19 protein-coding genes, 1 tRNA gene and 1 riboswitch are annotated in these 19,618 nt (G+C 28.0%); of the genes, 11 read left to right on the top strand and 9 right to left on the bottom strand.

Annotation, left to right across the window (positions count from 1 at the left end):
- Positions 1-28 precede the first annotated feature (28 nt).
- A complete protein-coding gene (locus BHAMNSH16_RS08660; RefSeq protein ID WP_069731627.1) occupies positions 29-253 on the top strand; it encodes a hypothetical protein in 225 nt (74 codons plus the stop codon).
- Positions 250-855 (top strand): ImmA/IrrE family metallo-endopeptidase, encoded by a 606-nt coding sequence (locus BHAMNSH16_RS08655; protein ID WP_069731628.1) that lies wholly within the window; start codon positions 250-252, stop codon positions 853-855. The genes BHAMNSH16_RS08660 and BHAMNSH16_RS08655 overlap by 4 nt, the downstream gene beginning before the upstream one ends.
- 7 nt (positions 856-862) lie before the next feature.
- Here BHAMNSH16_RS08655 and BHAMNSH16_RS08650 read toward each other — a convergent pair whose 3' ends face one another.
- Positions 863-1,753 carry a LysR family transcriptional regulator gene (locus BHAMNSH16_RS08650; protein ID WP_008726909.1) on the bottom strand — a complete coding sequence of 297 codons (891 nt, stop codon included), beginning with the start codon at positions 1,751-1,753 and terminating at the stop codon, positions 863-865.
- Between the two features lie 163 nt (positions 1,754-1,916).
- Here BHAMNSH16_RS08650 and BHAMNSH16_RS08645 point away from each other — a divergent pair, with 163 nt between their 5' ends.
- From BHAMNSH16_RS08645 to BHAMNSH16_RS08610, 8 genes are all read left to right on the top strand, one after another.
- A complete protein-coding gene (locus BHAMNSH16_RS08645; RefSeq protein WP_008726908.1) occupies positions 1,917-2,948 on the top strand; it encodes an alpha/beta hydrolase in 1,032 nt (343 codons plus the stop codon).
- A gap of 528 nt (positions 2,949-3,476) precedes the next feature.
- Entirely contained in the window at positions 3,477-3,929 is a 453-nt protein-coding gene (locus BHAMNSH16_RS08640) for a protein-tyrosine phosphatase family protein (protein ID WP_008727364.1), read from the top strand.
- Between the two features lie 55 nt (positions 3,930-3,984).
- Positions 3,985-4,123: riboswitch (FMN riboswitch) on the top strand.
- A 150-nt stretch (positions 4,124-4,273) separates the two neighbouring features.
- A complete protein-coding gene (gene ribD, locus BHAMNSH16_RS08635; RefSeq protein ID WP_008727363.1) occupies positions 4,274-5,389 on the top strand; it encodes a bifunctional diaminohydroxyphosphoribosylaminopyrimidine deaminase/5-amino-6-(5-phosphoribosylamino)uracil reductase RibD in 1,116 nt (371 codons plus the stop codon).
- A 126-nt stretch (positions 5,390-5,515) separates the two neighbouring features.
- A complete protein-coding gene (locus BHAMNSH16_RS08630) occupies positions 5,516-6,163 on the top strand; it encodes a riboflavin synthase (RefSeq protein ID WP_008727361.1) in 648 nt (215 codons plus the stop codon).
- 80 nt (positions 6,164-6,243) lie between these two features.
- On the top strand, positions 6,244-7,443 hold the full coding sequence (locus BHAMNSH16_RS08625; protein WP_008727360.1) for a bifunctional 3,4-dihydroxy-2-butanone-4-phosphate synthase/GTP cyclohydrolase II: 1,200 nt from the start codon (positions 6,244-6,246) through the stop codon (positions 7,441-7,443).
- A 255-nt stretch (positions 7,444-7,698) separates the two neighbouring features.
- The gene (locus BHAMNSH16_RS08620; protein WP_008727358.1) at positions 7,699-8,568 is read left to right on the top strand and encodes a hypothetical protein; all 870 of its coding nucleotides are present in this window, start codon (positions 7,699-7,701) and stop codon (positions 8,566-8,568) included.
- 608 nt (positions 8,569-9,176) lie between these two features.
- Positions 9,177-9,647: a 6,7-dimethyl-8-ribityllumazine synthase gene (gene ribH / locus BHAMNSH16_RS08615; RefSeq protein ID WP_008727357.1), complete on the top strand. Its 471-nt coding sequence runs from the start codon at positions 9,177-9,179 to the stop codon at positions 9,645-9,647.
- Between the two features lie 189 nt (positions 9,648-9,836).
- Positions 9,837-10,328: a rubrerythrin family protein gene (locus BHAMNSH16_RS08610; protein WP_008727356.1), complete on the top strand. Its 492-nt coding sequence runs from the start codon at positions 9,837-9,839 to the stop codon at positions 10,326-10,328.
- A 453-nt stretch (positions 10,329-10,781) separates the two neighbouring features.
- Here the strand turns inward: BHAMNSH16_RS08610 and BHAMNSH16_RS08605 are convergent, their stop codons facing one another.
- The gene (locus tag BHAMNSH16_RS08605; protein WP_008727354.1) at positions 10,782-12,122 is read right to left on the bottom strand and encodes a CoA-disulfide reductase; all 1,341 of its coding nucleotides are present in this window, start codon (positions 12,120-12,122) and stop codon (positions 10,782-10,784) included.
- A gap of 212 nt (positions 12,123-12,334) precedes the next feature.
- Here BHAMNSH16_RS08605 and BHAMNSH16_RS08600 point away from each other — a divergent pair, with 212 nt between their 5' ends.
- Positions 12,335-13,339 carry a tetratricopeptide repeat protein gene (locus tag BHAMNSH16_RS08600; protein WP_008727352.1) on the top strand — a complete coding sequence of 335 codons (1,005 nt, stop codon included), beginning with the start codon at positions 12,335-12,337 and terminating at the stop codon, positions 13,337-13,339.
- Here the strand turns inward: BHAMNSH16_RS08600 and BHAMNSH16_RS08595 are convergent.
- From BHAMNSH16_RS08595 to BHAMNSH16_RS14585, 7 genes are all read right to left on the bottom strand, one after another.
- The gene (locus BHAMNSH16_RS08595; RefSeq protein ID WP_069731629.1) at positions 13,336-13,800 is read right to left on the bottom strand and encodes a PepSY-like domain-containing protein; all 465 of its coding nucleotides are present in this window, start codon (positions 13,798-13,800) and stop codon (positions 13,336-13,338) included. The genes BHAMNSH16_RS08600 and BHAMNSH16_RS08595 overlap by 4 nt on opposite strands.
- Before the next feature lie 110 nt (positions 13,801-13,910).
- Entirely contained in the window at positions 13,911-14,051 is a 141-nt protein-coding gene (locus tag BHAMNSH16_RS14300) for a hypothetical protein (RefSeq protein WP_164071389.1), read from the bottom strand.
- 274 nt (positions 14,052-14,325) lie between these two features.
- Positions 14,326-14,589 (bottom strand): 30S ribosomal protein S20, encoded by a 264-nt coding sequence (gene rpsT / locus BHAMNSH16_RS08590; RefSeq protein ID WP_069731630.1) that lies wholly within the window; start codon positions 14,587-14,589, stop codon positions 14,326-14,328.
- A gap of 29 nt (positions 14,590-14,618) precedes the next feature.
- A tRNA-Asp gene (locus tag BHAMNSH16_RS08585) sits at positions 14,619-14,693 on the bottom strand.
- Between the two features lie 462 nt (positions 14,694-15,155).
- Positions 15,156-16,334 carry an enoyl-ACP reductase FabV gene (gene fabV, locus BHAMNSH16_RS08580; protein WP_008732404.1) on the bottom strand — a complete coding sequence of 393 codons (1,179 nt, stop codon included), beginning with the start codon at positions 16,332-16,334 and terminating at the stop codon, positions 15,156-15,158.
- Positions 16,335-16,714: 380 nt separating this feature from the next.
- Positions 16,715-18,043 (bottom strand): McrC family protein, encoded by a 1,329-nt coding sequence (locus tag BHAMNSH16_RS08575; protein WP_069731631.1) that lies wholly within the window; start codon positions 18,041-18,043, stop codon positions 16,715-16,717.
- A gap of 55 nt (positions 18,044-18,098) precedes the next feature.
- Positions 18,099-19,616, bottom strand: coding sequence for an McrB family protein (locus BHAMNSH16_RS14585; protein ID WP_008732383.1), 1,518 nt, complete (start codon positions 19,614-19,616; stop codon positions 18,099-18,101).
- Positions 19,617-19,618: the final 2 nt, after the last annotated feature.

Here is a 19,618-nt window from a genome sequence, read left to right as displayed (position 1 = left end):
AATTTATCAAAATTTTTAGGAGGATTTTATGTATAATTATAAGAAAGAAGATATAATCCAATTAACAACAAAAAATCAGGTAGAAGATTTTTTCAAATCTCAAAATATAACAGATTTTAAGCAGAAAGAGAATATTCTAAAAGATGTTATGTCAATAGATGAAGTATTTGATGTTCCAGGTGATTATACAGATGAAGATAATTATTTAGCAATTCTATCTGCTTTTGTTGAAGGTTCTTGGAGGCTATTTTGAATATTGATCCATTAGATATAAAAAAAATATCAGCTTCTTTGAATTTAAATGAAGAATATATAAATTACATAATAGATGATTTCAATAATATTTTACAGCCATTTATAACTAAAAATTACCTATCACATTTGGTTTCTGCAATTGAAGATGTTATTAATGATAAAGTCAAAAAAGAATTAAAGCATAGAATAGATACTGAAAAAGATGATGTAAAGAGGCAGGAATTATTTACCTTAATGGAAGCTAAGCATTATAGATTATTTCCAATATTAATAGAACCTTTCAGTATTTATAATAAGAGAAAAGCTCAAATTATAACTTTTGCAAAAAGGAATATTGGTGCTGGAGCTATAATTTATTATGATGATAGATTGGAAGACAAACAAAAAAGATTATTAATAGCACATGAACTTGGTCATTTGTATATGAAATATGTATCTACAAAAAAGACTGAAAAAGAATTAGAAAAAGTTGTAACAGCATTTTCAATATTAGCTATTTTAGATAAAGATGATTTTTACAGAAATAGAAGCAGAGCATTAATATCAAAAAGTACTGATGAAATTCTTTCTAATGTAGAACAGTTATTTAAATTTAAGTAATTTAATTTTATAAAAAACTTTTATTCATTCTTTCCAAAAATATTTTGGAAGCCCTTGAAAACTCCTGATTTTTCTTCCATACAACATTAAGACCAGATTCTAATTTAGGCTTTAATGGCAAAAAACATATATCTTTATTATTCATATTATCTATAAGCCTATCCAAAGCAAAAGCATACCCCATACCCTCGCGTACCATAATCAATGCATTGTAAATTAAATTATAAGTAGCAGCTATCTCTAAACCGCTTAAACTTCCTCCCAACCATTTTAAAAAATCATTATTCTGCATATCATTTTGAATAGTCTGTCTTGATACTATTAATGGAATATTATATAAATCTTTTTTTACTATATACTTTTTTTGTGCCAGCTTTGAATCTCTTCTCATAATAATACCCCAAGTATCTTTGGCAGGCATTTTTAAATAATCGTACTTTGATAAATCGGCTGGATCTATCAATACACCAAAATCTAATAATCCTTTATCTAGCTTTTCTGTAATATCTTCAGAGTTACCGCTGTAAATATTATATTTTATATGAGGATAGTCTTTTTGCATATCCCGCATAATAGAGGCAAGCAATGCAATAGCCCAAGTCTCCCCTGCCCCTATAAATATGTCTCCTGCTATAATCTTATCATCAAAGTTAAACTCTGCCCTTGTTTTATCTATCATATTTAATATTTCTTCGGCTCTTTTTTTTAGCAAAATGCCCTCTGGAGTAAGCTCTATATTATTATGTTTTCTTTCAAATAATTTATGTCCTATATCTCTTTCTAAAATGTTTATCTGACGTGATAAATTAGGCTGTGTTAAATTAAGATATTTTGCAGCTTTTGTAATGTTTCCTTCTCTTACTGCAGTTAAAAAATATTTTAAAGCTCTTACTTCCATATATTTAAATCTCCTTTACTTAACATCATAATTATCATAATACAAAATTATTAGTTTTTAATCAATACCTAAAAAGTATATATATTCATAATCAATAAATATTTGCTATAGTTTATTAATTATTATATTCTATGACTATAACAATTAAACGGAGGATATTATAATGTTTAAAAATATTTTAAAAAGAGCTTTATTATTTTCAGCATATATGCTTTTTCCTATAGGAAGCATCATGGCACAGAACAATACATTACAATGGGATAAAACTTTTAAAAAGAGCGATAAAATAAATGTAAAAAAAGTATCATTTTATAACAGACTAGGTATAAATATAGCAGCTGACTTATACACACCTGTAAATATTAATACCAATCAAAAATATAAGGCATTAGTTATAGGAGGTCCGTACGGAGCAGTAAAAGAACAGGCTGCCGGAGTATATGCTCAGGCTATGGCAGAGAGAGGCTTTATTGCTATAGCGTTTGATGCATCATACAATGGGGAAAGCGGAGGATCTCCTCATTATACAGCTTCACCGGAGGCATTCGCAGAAGATTTTAGTGCCGCAGTAGATTTTATAGGTTCATTAAACTATGTTGACAGAAACAAAATAGGAGCTATAGGAATATGCGGAAGCGGAAGTTTTGTTTTAAGTGCTGCTAAAATTGACAGCAGAATAAAAGCAATAGCTGCAGCAAGTATGTATGATATGGGAAGAGTAGCACGAAACGGAATGTATGATTCTTTAACTGATGAAGACAGAAAAAAAATGATTGAAGCAGTTTCCATGCAAAGATGGAATGAATATAATGGCGGAGAAAAACAATTTCAAATAGGTACTCCTGAAAATATAGATGAAAACGCTCCAGATATAGTAAAAGAGTTCTACAGTTATTATCGTACAAAGAGAGGTTTTCACCCTCGTGCCACAACTGCTATGTCTGTTATAAGCAGCATCAGCTTAATGAATTATTACCCTTTAGAGAATATTGACATTATATCACCAAGACCAATGCTTTTTATAGCAGGAGAAAAAGCTCATTCAAGATATTTCAGCGAAGATGCGTATAAAAAAGCTAAAGAACCAAAAGAGTTAATCATAATACCTAATGCTAATCATGTTGATCTCTATGACAGAACAGATTTAATCCCTTTTGAAAAATTGTCTCAATTCTTCAAAGATAATTTAAAATGATTTTTAATTTTAGGTGTATTAATTACAATTTAAATAAAATTTGGGCGGGCGTTAACTTTTCAGTTTAAACTTTAAAGAAATAAAAAATAAAATTAGCTATTTAAATAATAAAACTAAAGGGCGGGCAAGTGTAAATAATTTTAAAAAAATTTATTAGAACCCACCCTCAAGATTTTATAATCTTATTTTGCATTATAAATTATTTGATATTTTTTGTTTAAATTATAAATAAAAATACCCACCCAAATATTTTTTTATTTGTTATATAATTACCGCACGATTAAATAATTTTAGTTCAAAGCAATAGCATATAATATAAATATATTTATTATTATATAATTTTTTACCGTGCGTATAGATTGTTAATGCATCATTTAAATACATAATTTTTTTATATTCTATAATAATGAAATAATTAGTCAATAAATATTAATTTGATTATTATTTGTTATATTTAATAATATGTAAAACAAAATTGACAATTTAAATTATTTAATTATAATGTAAAATTTATTGGAGTTTTTTATTATGAAACAAATATATAAAAATTTATATGTAGGAGATGACAGAGACTGTTCTGAGTTTAAAGGAGCTATAGTTCATGCTTGTCAAAGCTGTTTTGTAAGAGGTGTAAGAGGAAATATAGGCGATAAAAAAGTTTATCAGAGTAATAATGATTTATATTTAAATTTACTTGATATAAGCAGTTTATCTTTTGAATATGCTTTTCCTATGATAAAAAGAGCTATGGAGTTTATAGATGAACATATAAATGATATGGAAGTTTTAGTTCATTGTAATTTCGGTATGTCCAGATCTCCATCTATAGCACTTCTTTATATGGCAAGAAAAGGCTATATTGATAATACTTCGTTTAAAGATGCTTTAAGAGATTTTTATGAGATATATACTTATTATTCGCCGGGAATGGGAATGTACAGATATTTTGATAATTATTGGTACGAAATAATGAGTTTTTAGTATTATAGTGAAATAACTTGACAATAGCAAATATTTGTATTATAATATTAGTATAATAAATCTTCGGGGCTAGGTGAAATTCCATACCGGCGGTAAAGTCCGCGAGCTTTTTTGAAAATTATTATTTTTCAAAATTAGCCGATTTGGTGCAACTCCAAAACCGACAGTTAAAGTCTGGATGGTAGAAGATAACTAATGTAAACTTTCTGCATATTGAAATTAAGGCTCTATTTGTTATATTTAACATTTAGAGTTTTTTTGTTTTCACATTATTAGAAAATCCTGCCAAAAATAAAAAAACGAAGATTAAAAAGCAAAAACTATTTTTTAAGAGTTATAGCATTATGCTTGAAAATAATCATGAAAAATATATAAAAATGGCTATTGAGGAAGCCAGAAAAGGAGAAGGTTTTACTAGCCCTAATCCTTTGGTTGGTGCTGTGATAGTGAAAGATGATAAAGTTATAGGTATAGGTTATCATCAAAAATACGGAGAAAATCATGCTGAAATTAATGCATTTCTTGATGCCCAAAAAAAAGGAGAAGATGTTGAAGGAGCTAGTATATATGTAACTTTGGAGCCTTGTTCTCATTATGGTAAGACTCCTCCTTGTGCTGATGCTATTATAAAAAATAAAATAAAAAAAGTTATTATAGGGTGTGTGGATTCTAATCCTAAAGTTGCTGGCAATGGTATAAAAAAATTAAAAGAGGCTGGAATTGAAGTTATAGTTAATGTACTTGAAGATGAATGCAGAAAATTAAATGAAGTTTTCTTCTATTATATAGCAAATAAAATACCTTTTGTTGTTATGAAGTATGCTATGACTATAGACGGTAAAATTGCAACTTCAAGCGGAAAATCAAAATGGATAACTTCTGAAAAATCAAGAGAGCATTCTCATAGATTTAGAAATAAATACTCTGCTATAATGGTTGGAATAAATACTGTGCTAGAAGATAATCCTACACTTAATTGCAGACTTCCAAATACTAGAAACCCTATAAGAATAATTTTAGACAGTTCTCTAAAAATAGATTTAAACTCTAATATTTGTAAAACTGCAAAAGAAATAAAAACTTTTATAGCTACTATTAGTAATGATGATAAAAAAATAAAAGAGCTTGAAAGTTTAGGAATTGAAATAATAAAAACAGAAAGCTATAATAACAGAGTAAGCTTAAAAGAGTTAATGAAGATATTAGGAGAAGAAAAAAATATTGACAGTGTGTATGTAGAGGGCGGTGCTTCTTTGCATGCTAGTTTGATAGAAGAAAGGCTAGTAAATAAGGTTTTAGTTTATATAGCACCAAAAATATTTGGAGGAGTTAAAGCAAAAAGCCCTGTAGGAGGCGAAGGGATAGATGATCCTAATAATGCTTTTAAACTCAAAATAGGAGATATAACAAAAATAGATGATGATTTATTTTTGGAATACTATTTAAATATTAATTTATAGGTAAAATATATTAGTTTTACATATAATTAATTTTACACTTGAACTTTTTGGTACTTTTACGAAGTCCTCCTGCGGTGTGCGGCGGGAAAAAGTGCAGAAATTATTTTAAGAGAGAAAATATCAATAATGTTTACTGGTATAGTTGAAGAAATAGGAATTGTTAAATCGGTACAGAGCAAAGTTATTACGATAGAAGCAAACAAAATATTTGATGATTTGCATTTGGGGGACAGTGTTGCTGTTAATGGTACTTGTTTAACTGTGTCTAGTTTTTATAATAAGATATTCAATGCTGATGTTACTCAGGAAACTTTGAACCGTACTAATTTGGGAAGTTTAAAAAATGGAAGCAGAGTTAATCTTGAAAGAGCAATGACTTTAAGCGGAAGATTCGGCGGGCATATAGTAAGCGGACATATTGACGGAGTGGGAAGCATTAAGTCTATGAAAAAAGATGATAATGCTATTATACTTACTATTGAAGTACCTAGACAATTAATGAAGTATATAGTAGAGAAAGGCTCTGTTGCTGTTGATGGAATAAGTTTGACAGTTGCAAGTTTAACTGATAATACTTTTTCTATAGCTGTTATTCCTCATACATTAAAGGAAACTGTACTTTATTATAAAAAAGAGGGTGATAAAGTTAATATAGAAAATGATGTTATAGGAAAATATGTTGAAAGACTTTTGACATTTAAAGAAGATGACAAAGAAAATAATAGTAAAAAATCCAATATCACAATGGAGTTTTTACTTAAAAATGGATTTTAATAATTTTTGAACTTTTTGCAGTTTTTTACAGTTTATTTTTAGGAAAAAGCTGAATAAAAAAATTAAATGGAGCATTAAAAATGGAAAACATTTACAGTACTATTGACGAGGCTTTAGAAGATTTAAGAAACGGAAAAATAATAGTTGTTTCTGATGATGAAGATAGAGAAAATGAGGGTGATTTAATATGTGCAGCTGAGTTTGCTACTACAGAGAATATAAACTTTATGGCTACTTATGCAAAAGGTTTGATATGCATGCCTATGAGCAAAGAGATTACAAATAAACTTAATTTAAATCAAATGGTTACAAAAAATACTGATAATCATGAAACAGCTTTTACAGTATCTATTGACCATATTGAAACTACAACTGGTATTTCAGCAGTAGAAAGATCCATTACAGCTTTAAAAGTAGTTGATGAAAAGTCAAAACCAGAAGATTTCAGACGCCCTGGTCATATGTTTCCATTACTTGCAAAAGAAGGAGGCGTACTTGTAAGAATGGGACATACTGAAGCTACTGTTGATTTGATGAGACTTGCAGGATTAAAAGAATGCGGTTTATGCTGCGAGATTATGCGAGATGACGGCGATATGATGAGAAGAGATGATTTAATTGATTTCGCTAAAAAACATAATCTTAAAATGATAACAGTTTCTGATTTGATAGACTATAGAAAAAAGAATGAAGACTTGATGGAGCTTTATGCTAAAGCAAAAATGCCTACTAAATACGGAGAGTTTGAAATACTTACTTTTGTAAATAAAATAACAAAAGAACATCATGTAGTTTTAACTATGGGAGACATTTCAAATGGAGAAAATGTGCTTTGCAGAGTGCATTCTGAATGTTTGACAGGCGATGCATTAGGTTCTAAAAGATGCGACTGCGGAGAGCAGTATGATTATGCCATGAGAAAAATTGCTTCTGAAGGCAGAGGTATAATGGTATATATGCGTCAGGAAGGCAGAGGTATAGGGCTTGTTAATAAATTAAGAGCTTATGAACTTCAAGACAGCGGACTTGATACGGTAGATGCCAATATAGCTTTAGGTTTTAGAGATGATATGCGTGAATATTATGAGGCTTATCAAATGCTTAAAAAATTGGGTATTAAGAGCATAAAAATCATGACTAATAATCCAGATAAAATAAAGTATTTGAATAATTACGGACTTGAAATAAAAGACAGAGTGCCTATACAAATAGAGGCTTCAGAGTATGATGCATTTTATTTAAAGACTAAAAAAGAGCGTATGGGACATATATTAGATTAAAAAATATATACACGCATAGTAATTAATAATAAAAAATTACAAGATTTTGAAAACTATATATAACAAAAAAATGAGCCGAAGCAGCCAGTAACTTTAGTTGCTAGCTTATATTAGCTACCAACGCTCTGCGTGCCGTAGGCAAGGCACCTTTGGTGGGCGAACATAACAATAATAAAAAACTTGTGAGTGCCTGCTATTCGTAAGAATGGCAGGGCTTATTAACGAACAAGTTTTTTATATATGATAGGAATTATTATGAAAAAAATTATTTTATTTCTTTTAAGCATTAATTTCTTATGGGCATTTCCGCCTAGTGAAGCGTATTTTTCTGAACTTTTAAGCGATAATGGTAAAGTGACAAAAAATACAATGCAAGCTTATGATGTAAACGATTATGGTATGGTTTATTTTGATGGAGAGATTACATTAACAGGAGTTCTTGAAAGATCTGATAATGATGATATGGGAGATAATTATACTGCTTTGAGATTTTATCCTGATAATAATGTAGATCTTCCTTTTTTATATGCTTCATTTGAAATGGATTTGAAAAATCAATGTGCTTCTAAATATGGTGATTCTTGGGATTTTAGCGGCGTTGAATTTGACAGATTGGATTTTGGTGTTTTATTAGAAAATATTGAAGTAAAATTACCAGAACCTTTGAATAAAAGATTTTTAGGCATTGCTGCTGTAAGAGCTGAAGTTACAATTAGAAATTATCGTTTTTATGAAGAAGGTGATGCAGGAAGAGAGGCTTACGGTGATATTGTAGGTTTTAAGGCTTTAGGTGATGTAGAAACAAAGTATTTTAGTAAAAATAATTATAATTCAGGAAATGTTTCTTACAACGAACTTCAATATAATTCTAAAGACAATTATGTGAATATAAGATATAAAGCAAATGGAAAAATAATAGGAAAGATTTTGAAAAGAGATATGATTTATAATGGGGGAGTTTTATTATCTATCAATGGAGCAGGTATTGATTATGAGAATTATAAAGATATCGAAACAAAGTGGCTTGAAGTATTTTATCTTCCTCCAGAGGCTGAAGACGGAAAAGATGCAATTCATGGCTTTGTGCATGGTTCGCAGGTAAAACTTGAAAACGGAGGCTATTAAAAGAGAATAGAAATAATAAAAAATTACAAGATTTTGAAAACTATATATACTAAAAATTTTTAAGTTTGTCAATTTTTTATTGTTCTTTTTCCCGCCGCAAAAAGAACCAAAAAGTGCAAGTGTAAAATTAGTACTAAATCATACTAACTTTATTTTACATGTAATATAAATTATTAAAATTAAGCTCAAATATAGCCTTTTTGCTTCTTTGTGGCACGCCACGGGCGGACAGCGTCCAAAAGAAGTGGGGGTTCGGGGGCTAGTCCCCGAAAATAATGACAATATAAAAAATAAAATTTACAAAATATATTTGTTTAGGTATAAACTAAATAAAAAACTTGTGAGTGTAGTAACGAACAAGTTTTCTCATAATACCTTTGCATAAGAGTCAGTGCTTTAGTTGTTAGCTTATAATAACGGATGACTTATAAATATTTTTAAACTACAATAAGACAGTGTAAGAAAATTATTAAGTTTTATGAAAAAAAGTCAAATATGAAAACTGCAGTCTTTTTGGTTCTTTGGGTCACCAAAAGAACTGGGGCTTGGGGTGAAACCCCAATAAAAATATTAAGACCTAATAATAACAATAATAAAGGATAGTTAAGATGAAAACTTTTGAAGGAAAACTCGTTAGTGAAAAACCAATTAAAATTGGTATAGTATGTGCCAGATTCAATGAATTTATTGTTTCTAAACTTTTGGGTGGTGCTTTGGATGCTTTATCTCGTCATAATATCAAAGACGATGATATTTCTGTTGCTTGGGTGCCGGGTGCTTTTGAGATACCTCTAATAGCTTCTAAAATGGCTAAATCCAAAAAATATGATGCTGTTATATGTCTTGGTGCTGTTATAAGAGGCTCTACTACTCATTATGATTATGTTTGTGCTGAAGTATCTAAAGGTATTGCTAATGTTTCGCTTAACTCTGATGTACCTGTAATGTTCGGAGTTTTAACTACTGAAAACATTGAGCAGGCTATTGAAAGAGCTGGTACTAAAGCTGGAAACAAAGGTTTTGATTCTGCTATGGGTGCTATTGAAATGGTAAACCTAATCAGAGAAATAGAAAAATAATATAATCTTACTAATATACTATATCATAAAAACAAGGGCTAAAATTCTCTTTATAGCTCTTGTTTTTTTATTGTCTTAAATTTGTATTATTTGTTATATTTAATATAAATTCAATATTATAATTATATACTTTTTTATTATTTAGTATATAATACTTTTTAATAATAATTATCTATAACGGAGGCTAGTATGAAATTAAAAGGATCTAAAACTGAAGTTAATTTGAGAAACGCTTTTATAGGTGAGGCTATGGCTAGATGCAGATATATGTATTATGCTGAAAAAGCCCGTGAAGAAGGGAGAGAGGATGTAGCAGCTATATATGAAAAATTTGCCAGAAACGAACAGGAACATGCTAAGATATGGTTTAAAAACTTTCATGGTATACTTAGCACTGAAGAAAATTTAAAAGAGTCTATAATCAATGAAAATTACGAATCTATAGATATGTATCTTTCTTATGCTAAAACAGCACAAGAAGAGGGCTTTGATGATTTAGCTATGGCTTTTATGAATGTTGCTAGAATAGAGGACGGACATAAAAAGCAATTTCAAAGTTTGCTTAGAGATACTAAAGTGGATATACCAAATTGGCAATGTGATATATGCGGTTATATAGATTCTGAAAATGAAAATCCTCCAATATGCCCGGTATGTAAGCATCGTATAAAAAATCAATAATTAATTCTTAATATCCTATTGTAAGTTGTACTATTATACAATTATAGAATTACTTGCAATAGGATATTAAAAATTTTATTTACATACCCCGCCCTTTTTAATTCAATATTTAAATATAAATTTCTACTTTATATATGTTTAAAGTCTATAGAGAAAAAGCATACCCGCCCAAGTGTTTTTTTAATTTTAAATCTATTTCACGCACGGTAAACAAATTTTTTATATAATTAACATGTTATTATTAATGAATATATATTTACAGTTTCATTCTGCGTACGGTTAAAGAATCATAAATTCAAAAAAACTTGGGTGGGACTCTATATTTTCCTTTGAGATAAAAAAGAAGAAGAATTCAGCAATAACAAAATAAAGCAAAAAATATAAAGGGGGGAAGTGAAAATAAATCAAAAAAACCATACCGCAATTAATATTGTGCAGCATGGTTTAAATTATTTATTTAGCCGCATTTCCAGCCACATTCAAAGAATCCCAAGTCCTTGCAAAAGGAGGAGCATAACACAAATCGAGCATTCCTAATTCATCTACAGTAAGCCCAGCATATATACAAGCAGCTATAACATCAGCCCTCAATACAGCACCTCTTTTTCCTAATATCTGACCTCCTATTATCTTTCTGCTGTCAGCTAAATATACAAGTTTTATATGCAAGTCCTGATAATCAGGATAATAATGAGTGTGATCTAAATCTTTTACAGTAACAGTTTTATAGTTAATATTTCTTTTTTTAGCTTCTTCTTCTGTTATTCCTGTTCTTGCAGCTTCAAGTTCAAAAGCAAGTATGCATGCACTAGTTAAACTTCCTATAAACTTTTCATGTCCTCCTACTAAATTACTAGCAACCATTCTTCCCAATTTATTTGCTCCTGTAGCGAGTGCAGCATAAGTCTGATCATTCAATACTTTATCATATATACTAGCACAATCCCCAGCAGCATATATAGAATCAATATTTGTTTTTCCTTCCCTATCAACTAATATAGCCCCATTATCCATTAATTTTATGCCGGCATCCTTAGCTAAATCAGTATTAGGTTTAACTCCTATAGCAACAACAACATAATCGGCATCATATTTTCCTTTGTCTGTAACAACTGCTTTCACATTATTATTGTTGTCAGCTTCTAATGACTGAACTTTTTCATTTAGATGTAAGTTGGCATTTTCTTTTATATGTTCTATCACCATATCAGAAAACTCTTTGTCAAATTTATTTCCGAATACTCTGTCTGAACGCTGTATAATAGTAACATTCTTTCCTATATGCTTCAAAGCATGAGCCGCCTCAATGGCTATAAATCCGGCACCTAATATTACAACATTTTTTATATTAGCATCTTTCATTTTTTCTCTCATATTAATAGAGTCGCTAAAATCTTTTAAAGTTGATACATTACCTATATTGATATTTGGTATATTAGGTATTATTGATTTTGCCCCTGTAGCTATAAGAAGCGAATCATAATTATCTTCAAATTCTTTGTTATTTATTATATCTTTAACCAATACCTTTTTATTTTTAGCATCTATTTTCAAAACTTCATGCTTAACTTTTAAGTCTATTCCAGACTTTATAGTAGCCTCAGCAGTTCTTGCTATCATAGTATTAGGACTTTCATAAAAACCGCCTACATAATAAGGCATGCCGCATGCCCCCCAAGATACAACATCAGTTTTTTCATAAACTGTAATAATAGCCTCTTTATCTAATCTTCTAGCCTTTGCAGCTGCACTCATTCCGGCAGCAACGCCTCCTATTATTATAACTTTTTTCATTTTTAACTCCTTTTATATACCTATATATAGTATATTCAAAAATAATAGGTTTGTCAATTTTTATTGCTCATTTAAGTAATATAATAAAATTTTTTCAAATTACAATGATATTTTAATTTTTAAAAAAAATATATTAAAATTAAAAGTTGAAAAAATTAACTTAAAGATATACTATTATATGTATAATTATTTTTAGGGAAATCAAATCAATTATGGACAATTCATCAGATTATAGTCTTCAAAATAAAATAGATAATATGATATCTAATTATAAAGAAATATGTAATAGAGAGCCTCATAATCATAAAGCTAGAGTAGATTTCGGAGTTTTTTATACTCAATTAGGCAATCATAAAGAAGCTATTGAACTTTTTAAAGAGGCATTACTCATAAATGATAATGATTATTCTATATGGCGACTTATAGGAATATCATATACTAAGATAAATAATTATTATAATGCTATAGCACATCTTGAAAAAGCCTGTGAAATAGAAAATAATGATTATATAAGCCTTAATTGGCTTGGAAAATGCTATGTAGAAGTTGGAAGATATGAAGATGCAGTAAATGTATTAAATAAATCTTTTATGATAGCTCCAAAAGAATATCTTAATTGGCGTACTTTGGGTATAGCTATGTATAACCTAAAAAAAACAGATGAGGCTATAGAATCTTTTGAAAGGGCTATAGAGCTAAATAAGTATGATTATACTAGCCTATATATGCTTGCTATTTCATATAAAGATAAATACGAATATAAGAAGTCTATAGATATATTAAAAAAAGTGATAGAAGTAGAAAAAAATAACTATTTTGCCTATTTTAATATGGGACTATGTTTCTTTATGCTTAATGATTTTGATAATGCTGTATCTTCTTTTAATAGTGCTTTGAATATAGATAATAAGGATTATCTGTTATACTATTATATTGGAATTTCTTTATATGAGACTAAAGATTATATAAATGCTATATCATATTTAAATAAATCTATAGAAATGAATAATAGCCATTCATCTTCTTATTATTCTTTAGGTCTTTCATATTATTCAGCAGGACTTTATGACAATGCGGTAAATGTGTTGGAAGAATGTGTTAAATTAGACAGTAGCAATAAAGAAGTTTATATATTGCTTGCTAACACTTACAATGCTATTGGTGATAGAGATAAATCTATAATAGCATTCAATAAGGCTAAAGAAATAACATCTTAATTAGAGGAATCGGTCTGCTCATTATCTAAATTTTCCTGACTTATCATAATACCGTATCCTGTGATTTCTATTAAATATTTATCATCTAATTTGATAATAAAATTTTTATCTTTACGCTCTATCTCAGTTATTTTAGAATGAGGATATTCATTATCTATAACATTAACCATAGATTTATGTATGCAGCTTCTAGGTATTCCAATATTTTTAGTTTCATCATTGATTATAGATATTTTTTTCCAAAGTCCGGTATTATAAAAAATAAATTTATATCCGAAATCTATATCTACTTCATATCCTCCGCCATTTTGATATAATGAAACTGATTCTATATTATTTCCGGGAAAATTAAGATTTAAAAAATTTTTTGCTCTCAAAGGCAGAGAATTTTCTGTTATAGTTTGAGAGTATATATTTAAATTAAATATAAATACAAGCAAAATTAATTTTAAATATTTCATAGTATTTATTTTCGTATTTTATAATTATAATGTTAGAATTTTTTCTATTTTCAAAACTAAGATACCAACTATATAACATAGCTGGTATCTTTATAATATTCTCAATATTTTTAATGAATATTATTTTCTTGTTCTGATATATTATTCTTAATAATATCATTATATTCTTGAATTAAGGAATTATAATCTTCATCGTTCAATATCATAGAATCATCATAATTATTATTAAGAAAATTTAAGTTATTAATCATAATGGTTTCCCCTTTTATCTAAGGCTTAATCATATTTAGAAGCGATAATATTATAATAAAAAATATAGATTAATTTACCCTTAACTATTATAAAAGCTATATATATTAAACAACTTAAATCTAGTATTATAATAATAACAAAAATTTATCTGAAGAAATAAAAAATATATATTTTTTTACAAAAATATATGTTTTTTAAAAAATAAAATAAAGCAATAAAAAAGACTTATACATATAGATGTATAAGTCTTTGTATTTCTAATAAAAAATAAAATCAATTCATAGCATTAATTTTTTTCATCATATCAGATTTTTTAACAGCTGCTCTATTAGCATGAATAACAGATTTTCTAGCAGCTTTATCTAAAGCACTTGCATATTTTTTAAATTCTTCTGAAGCAAGATTTTTATCATTACTATCTACAGCTTTAATTACTTTCTTTTTTTGGGTATTTAAAAAACTTTTAATTTTTCTATTATAAAGATTTCTAACTTCATTCTGTCTTAATCTTTTAGATGCAGAAGCTATATTAGGCATTGTAATTCACTCCATGTTAAAATAAAATGCGGAGTTGACGGGGCTCGAACCCGCGGCCTCCTGCGTGACAGGCAGGCGCTCTAACCAAACTGAGCTACAACTCCAAATTAGTTAAGGAATGCTTCGTATTATATACTAATTATATTTTTTGTCAACTATTATACTGAAAAAATTTTTAAAATTATCACTATTATTATTTTTTTTGTATATTTAATATATAAATAACAAAATTAGAAGCATATAATAAAAAACATAGGATTAATAAACATATTAATTACACGCACGTTGAATGTTTTATATTCATACATAGAATGTGAATTATAATTTTTTCTATATATGAAATTATATAAAACGTGCGGTGAATTATATTTAAAATTATAAAAAAATTGGGCGGGAAGATAAAAAATTCTTTCAAAAACAGAAAAAAATAGAAGATATAAATTGCAGAATATATCAATAAGGATAAAGGGCGGGATTAAAAATAGTACAATAAAGAAAAAAGTGAGATTCAAATATAAAACATATTCAAACCTCACTAATAATCAATATTAATTTACAGCATTAAATCATATCTGCACATCTTGGCTATAATCAATACCTTCCTCATCAAAGCCATGCATATTCATATAGTCTTTTCTGAACAATGCTAAATCAGCTATTTCTTTCAAATTATCCTTTGTCAATTTATTCCAAGAGTCCAAAACTTCTTTTTGAACATCTTCTCTTAATTCCCAATCATCTAATCTTATTCTGTTTTCGCTGTCAACAGGTATTTCTCCGCCATTAAAAAGCTTCTCATTTAAAAGCCTGTACATTTGCTCTATGCATCCCTCATGAATACCTTTATTTTTCATCACTTTAAATAATATACCTATGTAAAGAGGAACTGTAGGAATAACTGCTGAAGATCTAGTTACTACTGCTTTATTTACTGATACATAAGCATGTCCTTTTACTTTATCTTGCATCTCTTTATCCAATTCATATGCTGTTGCCTCTAAATGATCCTTAGCTTTTCCTATGGTTCCTTCTCTGTATACAGCTTTTGTCATTTCAGGTCCTATATAAGAATAAGCTATATTAATAGCATTTTCTGCTAATAAATCAGCATTAAGCAAAGCATCTGTCCATAATTTCCAATCTTCTCCGCCCATAACTTTTACAGTAGATTTTATATCATCTTCATTGGCAGGGTCAATAGATACTTCCAATAACTCCTCTGTAAGAAAATCTACACCTATTCCATTATATTTTTTTCCTATAGGTTTTAAAGATGAACGGTAAAGTGTTCCTGTTGATTCATCCATTCTCACAGGAGCTGCCAAACTGTATATAACTAAATCTATTTTTTCGCCATTGAAAAATGTTTTAGCTTCTTTAATAACTTCCTCTTTTGAAGCATTTAAAAAAGCATCTAATATTAAATTTTTATCCTCTATTCCATCTTTTTTAGCAAAAGAACCAAAAGCCTCATTATTATACCAACCCGGTGTAGCTGTTCTTCTTGCTGTAGCTTCTTTTTCAAATGACACGCTCATTGTTTTAGCACCTAATCCATAAGCTATAGCTATTCTGCTTGCAAGTCCGTATCCGCCTGAACCGCCTAATATAAGTGCATTCTTAACATTAGATTTCACTTTAGGCTGTGATTTCACATAATTAATTTGATTTTCTACCTCTTTGTCACAGCCTAATGGATGAGCTGTTATACATATATTATTTAATATTTTTGGCTCTACTACCATATTGTTTATTCTCCTATCATTTTTAATTACAAACTAATTTCATAATACTTTATAATAAAATTGTTTTTTTTTCAATGAAAAAGCAATAATAATTACTTATTATTACTATCTATAAACTCGACTAAAAATAGCTGACAACATATTATTATTAATAAAAAAATTAACTACACTTGCCCGCCCTCTAGCCTATTCATCAGAACTGTTATTTTTGTGATATTTTTCTTTTTTATTCTATTATGTAATTTATGCTCCCCACCCAAGATTTTTTTAATTTTTTACAGCTATATACCGCACGCTAAACAAAATTAAAAATATTAATTTACCATGATTATAAATAGTCATAAAATTTAAAATTTCATTTACCGTGCGTTAATCAAAATTTATTTTAAATCTTCTTTTAATTCTTTTTCAACATTTTTCATAGCTTCAGAAAATTCTTTTATATTATTGAAATTTTGATTAGGAATTTTCAAAGCATATTTATATATGGCACTATTAGCATAACTGTTATAAATATTATTTAAAAAACCTATTTTTGTAATTCTATTTTTATCAATATAATTAGTTTCTTCCAATGGATAAATAAATCCAGCATTTTTTGCATTAAATGTATAAGCATAAGATACTATTTGATGTTTGTCGTTTCTATCTATATTTTCATTACTGTCAAGTCTTTTATATTTAGCATCAAGCACTATATTATTTTTATTATCATCTGATAATTTATAGAAGTCCGGGTAAACTCTCCAAGCATTATTAAGTAATTTAATACCATTCTTTGAGTTTCTATTTTCAGCATGAATAAAATTCTCTTTAATTAAAAAAGTATTTAAATATTCTTCAAAAAGCCAAGCCCCGTCAAATAATAGTCCGTATACAGTATTATCATTACTTCCGTATTTTAATTTTTCATGCCTTAATATCTGAATGCATATTTTTCTCAAAGGTTCGTATTCATAATAGTAGGGGTGAGATAATTTTTTTAAGTTTTTATTTATAACGCTTTCTCTTTTATTTTTCTCATAACTAGAAGTAGAATAAAATATCTGATGAACATAATTTTTTATTTCATTGTCATAATTTAGAAGATATCTGTTTTTTGTGTTTATATATTCTATGGTGTGCCTTATTAATTGCGTGATATTATTATCATAACTGTATTCTCTAGTATTATACGAAATTTTACCATTGAAAGGAATATTATTTTTGATGTATCTGTTAATATCAATAGTTCCTTTTATATGACAATCATTATGTTTTACTGATTTATACTGTTTAAAAAGCCCATGTCTTAATGCTTTTTTAAAAAAACTAATAAACATATAAATCAAAAAATCAAATGAATCATCATAATCTTTGCTATGATCCAAATTAATAATATTAAGATTAAGCACTCTCATAAGCATGTAATGCAGAAAATAATCATTATTATCATTTGCAAATCTTGAAGATATTTTTATTTGAGTGTTTTTATAGCTTATAAATCCCATTATATTATTAGTGCATATACTGTCATTAACAATATCAAATATTCTGCTTTCTTCTTCTAAATCTTTACTTTCTTTTATAGAGTTAGGAAATATTATAATATTATCTTTCATACTAGAAAGAGTTTTGCCTGCTATTTCTTTAAGAGAATTAACATCATTTTCTAATAATTTTTTCTTACTGTTATCTTTTAATTTAATAATTTTATTATTTATATTCATTTATTATTTAAAACCATATTAATTTTAAATTAATTATCTATATTAGTATATTGTTCTATATTATTGCTGCATTTCCATTAGTAGAAATTAAATTATAAGCATTTTTTAATTCATCAAGTTGACTTTCAGCATCAGGCATGCCTCTCAAATACTCATATAAAAGTCCTTTCAAATGATTCTCCCATAAATTATTAAATGCCTCTTCTTTATTATCTATTGAATTGTCATAATAATTTTTTAGTTTTAGAAAATAAGAAGCTCCTATATGATATGAAGAATTAAAGCCTTCGATTTTTTCTATCGCCTCATTTAACTTATTCATTCTTTCTTTAGTTTCAACTAATATCACATTATCTAAAATATTATCAAGCATATATTGTGTGTCTTTAGCTTTAATTTCCTTCCAAGCAAATCTCCTACGCATAGCAAAATCCATACTTTCAACACTTCTGTCAATATCATTCATAGTGCCTATTATATAAACATTCTCTGGAACAAAGAAGCCGTCTTCAAATTCATCATCTGTTTCATCATTACTAATTAAATTATTATATTGGGTTTTTACTCTTCCAATTTCTCCTCGGTATCCCGTATCAATAGCAAAAAATAATTCTCCAAATATTTTTGAAATCTCCCCTCTATTAATTTCATCTATTATAAATACAAACTTACTGCTTCTATTTTGTAAAGCATTTTTGCAGAACTCTTTAAAAACTCCGTCCTTTCTTTCAAATCCAATTTTTCCGTCAATATCTTTAATAGGTCTTAATCCCTCAACAAAATCGGTGTAATCATAAGAAGGGTGAAACTGCACAAACTTGCATTGATTTTTGAAATTATCATCATCTTCCAAATCTTCTGCATATTCCTTATTATTGCTAAAAATCATTTTAGCTGCAACCTGTTTAGCCAAATAGGTTTTTCCTGTACCTGGAGCTCCTGTGAGTATGAGGTTGTAATTATTTTCTAATAACTTTTTATAGTCTTCCATTACATCTTCCTTAAATTGGAAATTAGGGTCATTTTTTAATGCTCTTACTATATTTAAAGCATCTTCTTTAGAAATTTCTTGTATAGTGTTATATTTATAATTACTGCTAGTAGGATAATATATCCCATATTTTTTATAATCATTCCATTTATCTACATCTATTCTTTGACCCCATCCTCCTGTACCACCTTCCAAATTTTCATAGAAACATTCGCAATCTTCAAATTCCACATAACCATAATAATTATCAGAACGGAGTTCATTATATTTTTCTTGTATAATTTTATTACAATTTGCCGCTTTCTTTTCTAAATTAGGATTTTCAAACCTAGGTTTTATAGCATATCCCCAAGCAAACTTTAAATCTGAACGACCTGATATTATAATATCACCTACTTTTACTTCTTTTAGAAATTTCCAATTTTTTGTAACAGCACCAGTGTCTTGAAAACTTACTCTCTCATCATCACTATTTTCTGTTCTGTATTCAAATTGACAATAGCAATAATTATTTTGATAAGCCTGATTTACTATATCTGCACCCCAATCTTTACTTCCATGTTTGAATACCCAATACCTCATTG

This window comes from Brachyspira hampsonii, from assembly GCF_002214805.1.
Taxonomy (GTDB): domain Bacteria; phylum Spirochaetota; class Brachyspiria; order Brachyspirales; family Brachyspiraceae; genus Brachyspira; species Brachyspira hampsonii.
The sequence above is the reverse complement of the archived record's forward strand: the minus strand, read 5'-3'. Positions and strand labels throughout refer to the sequence as shown.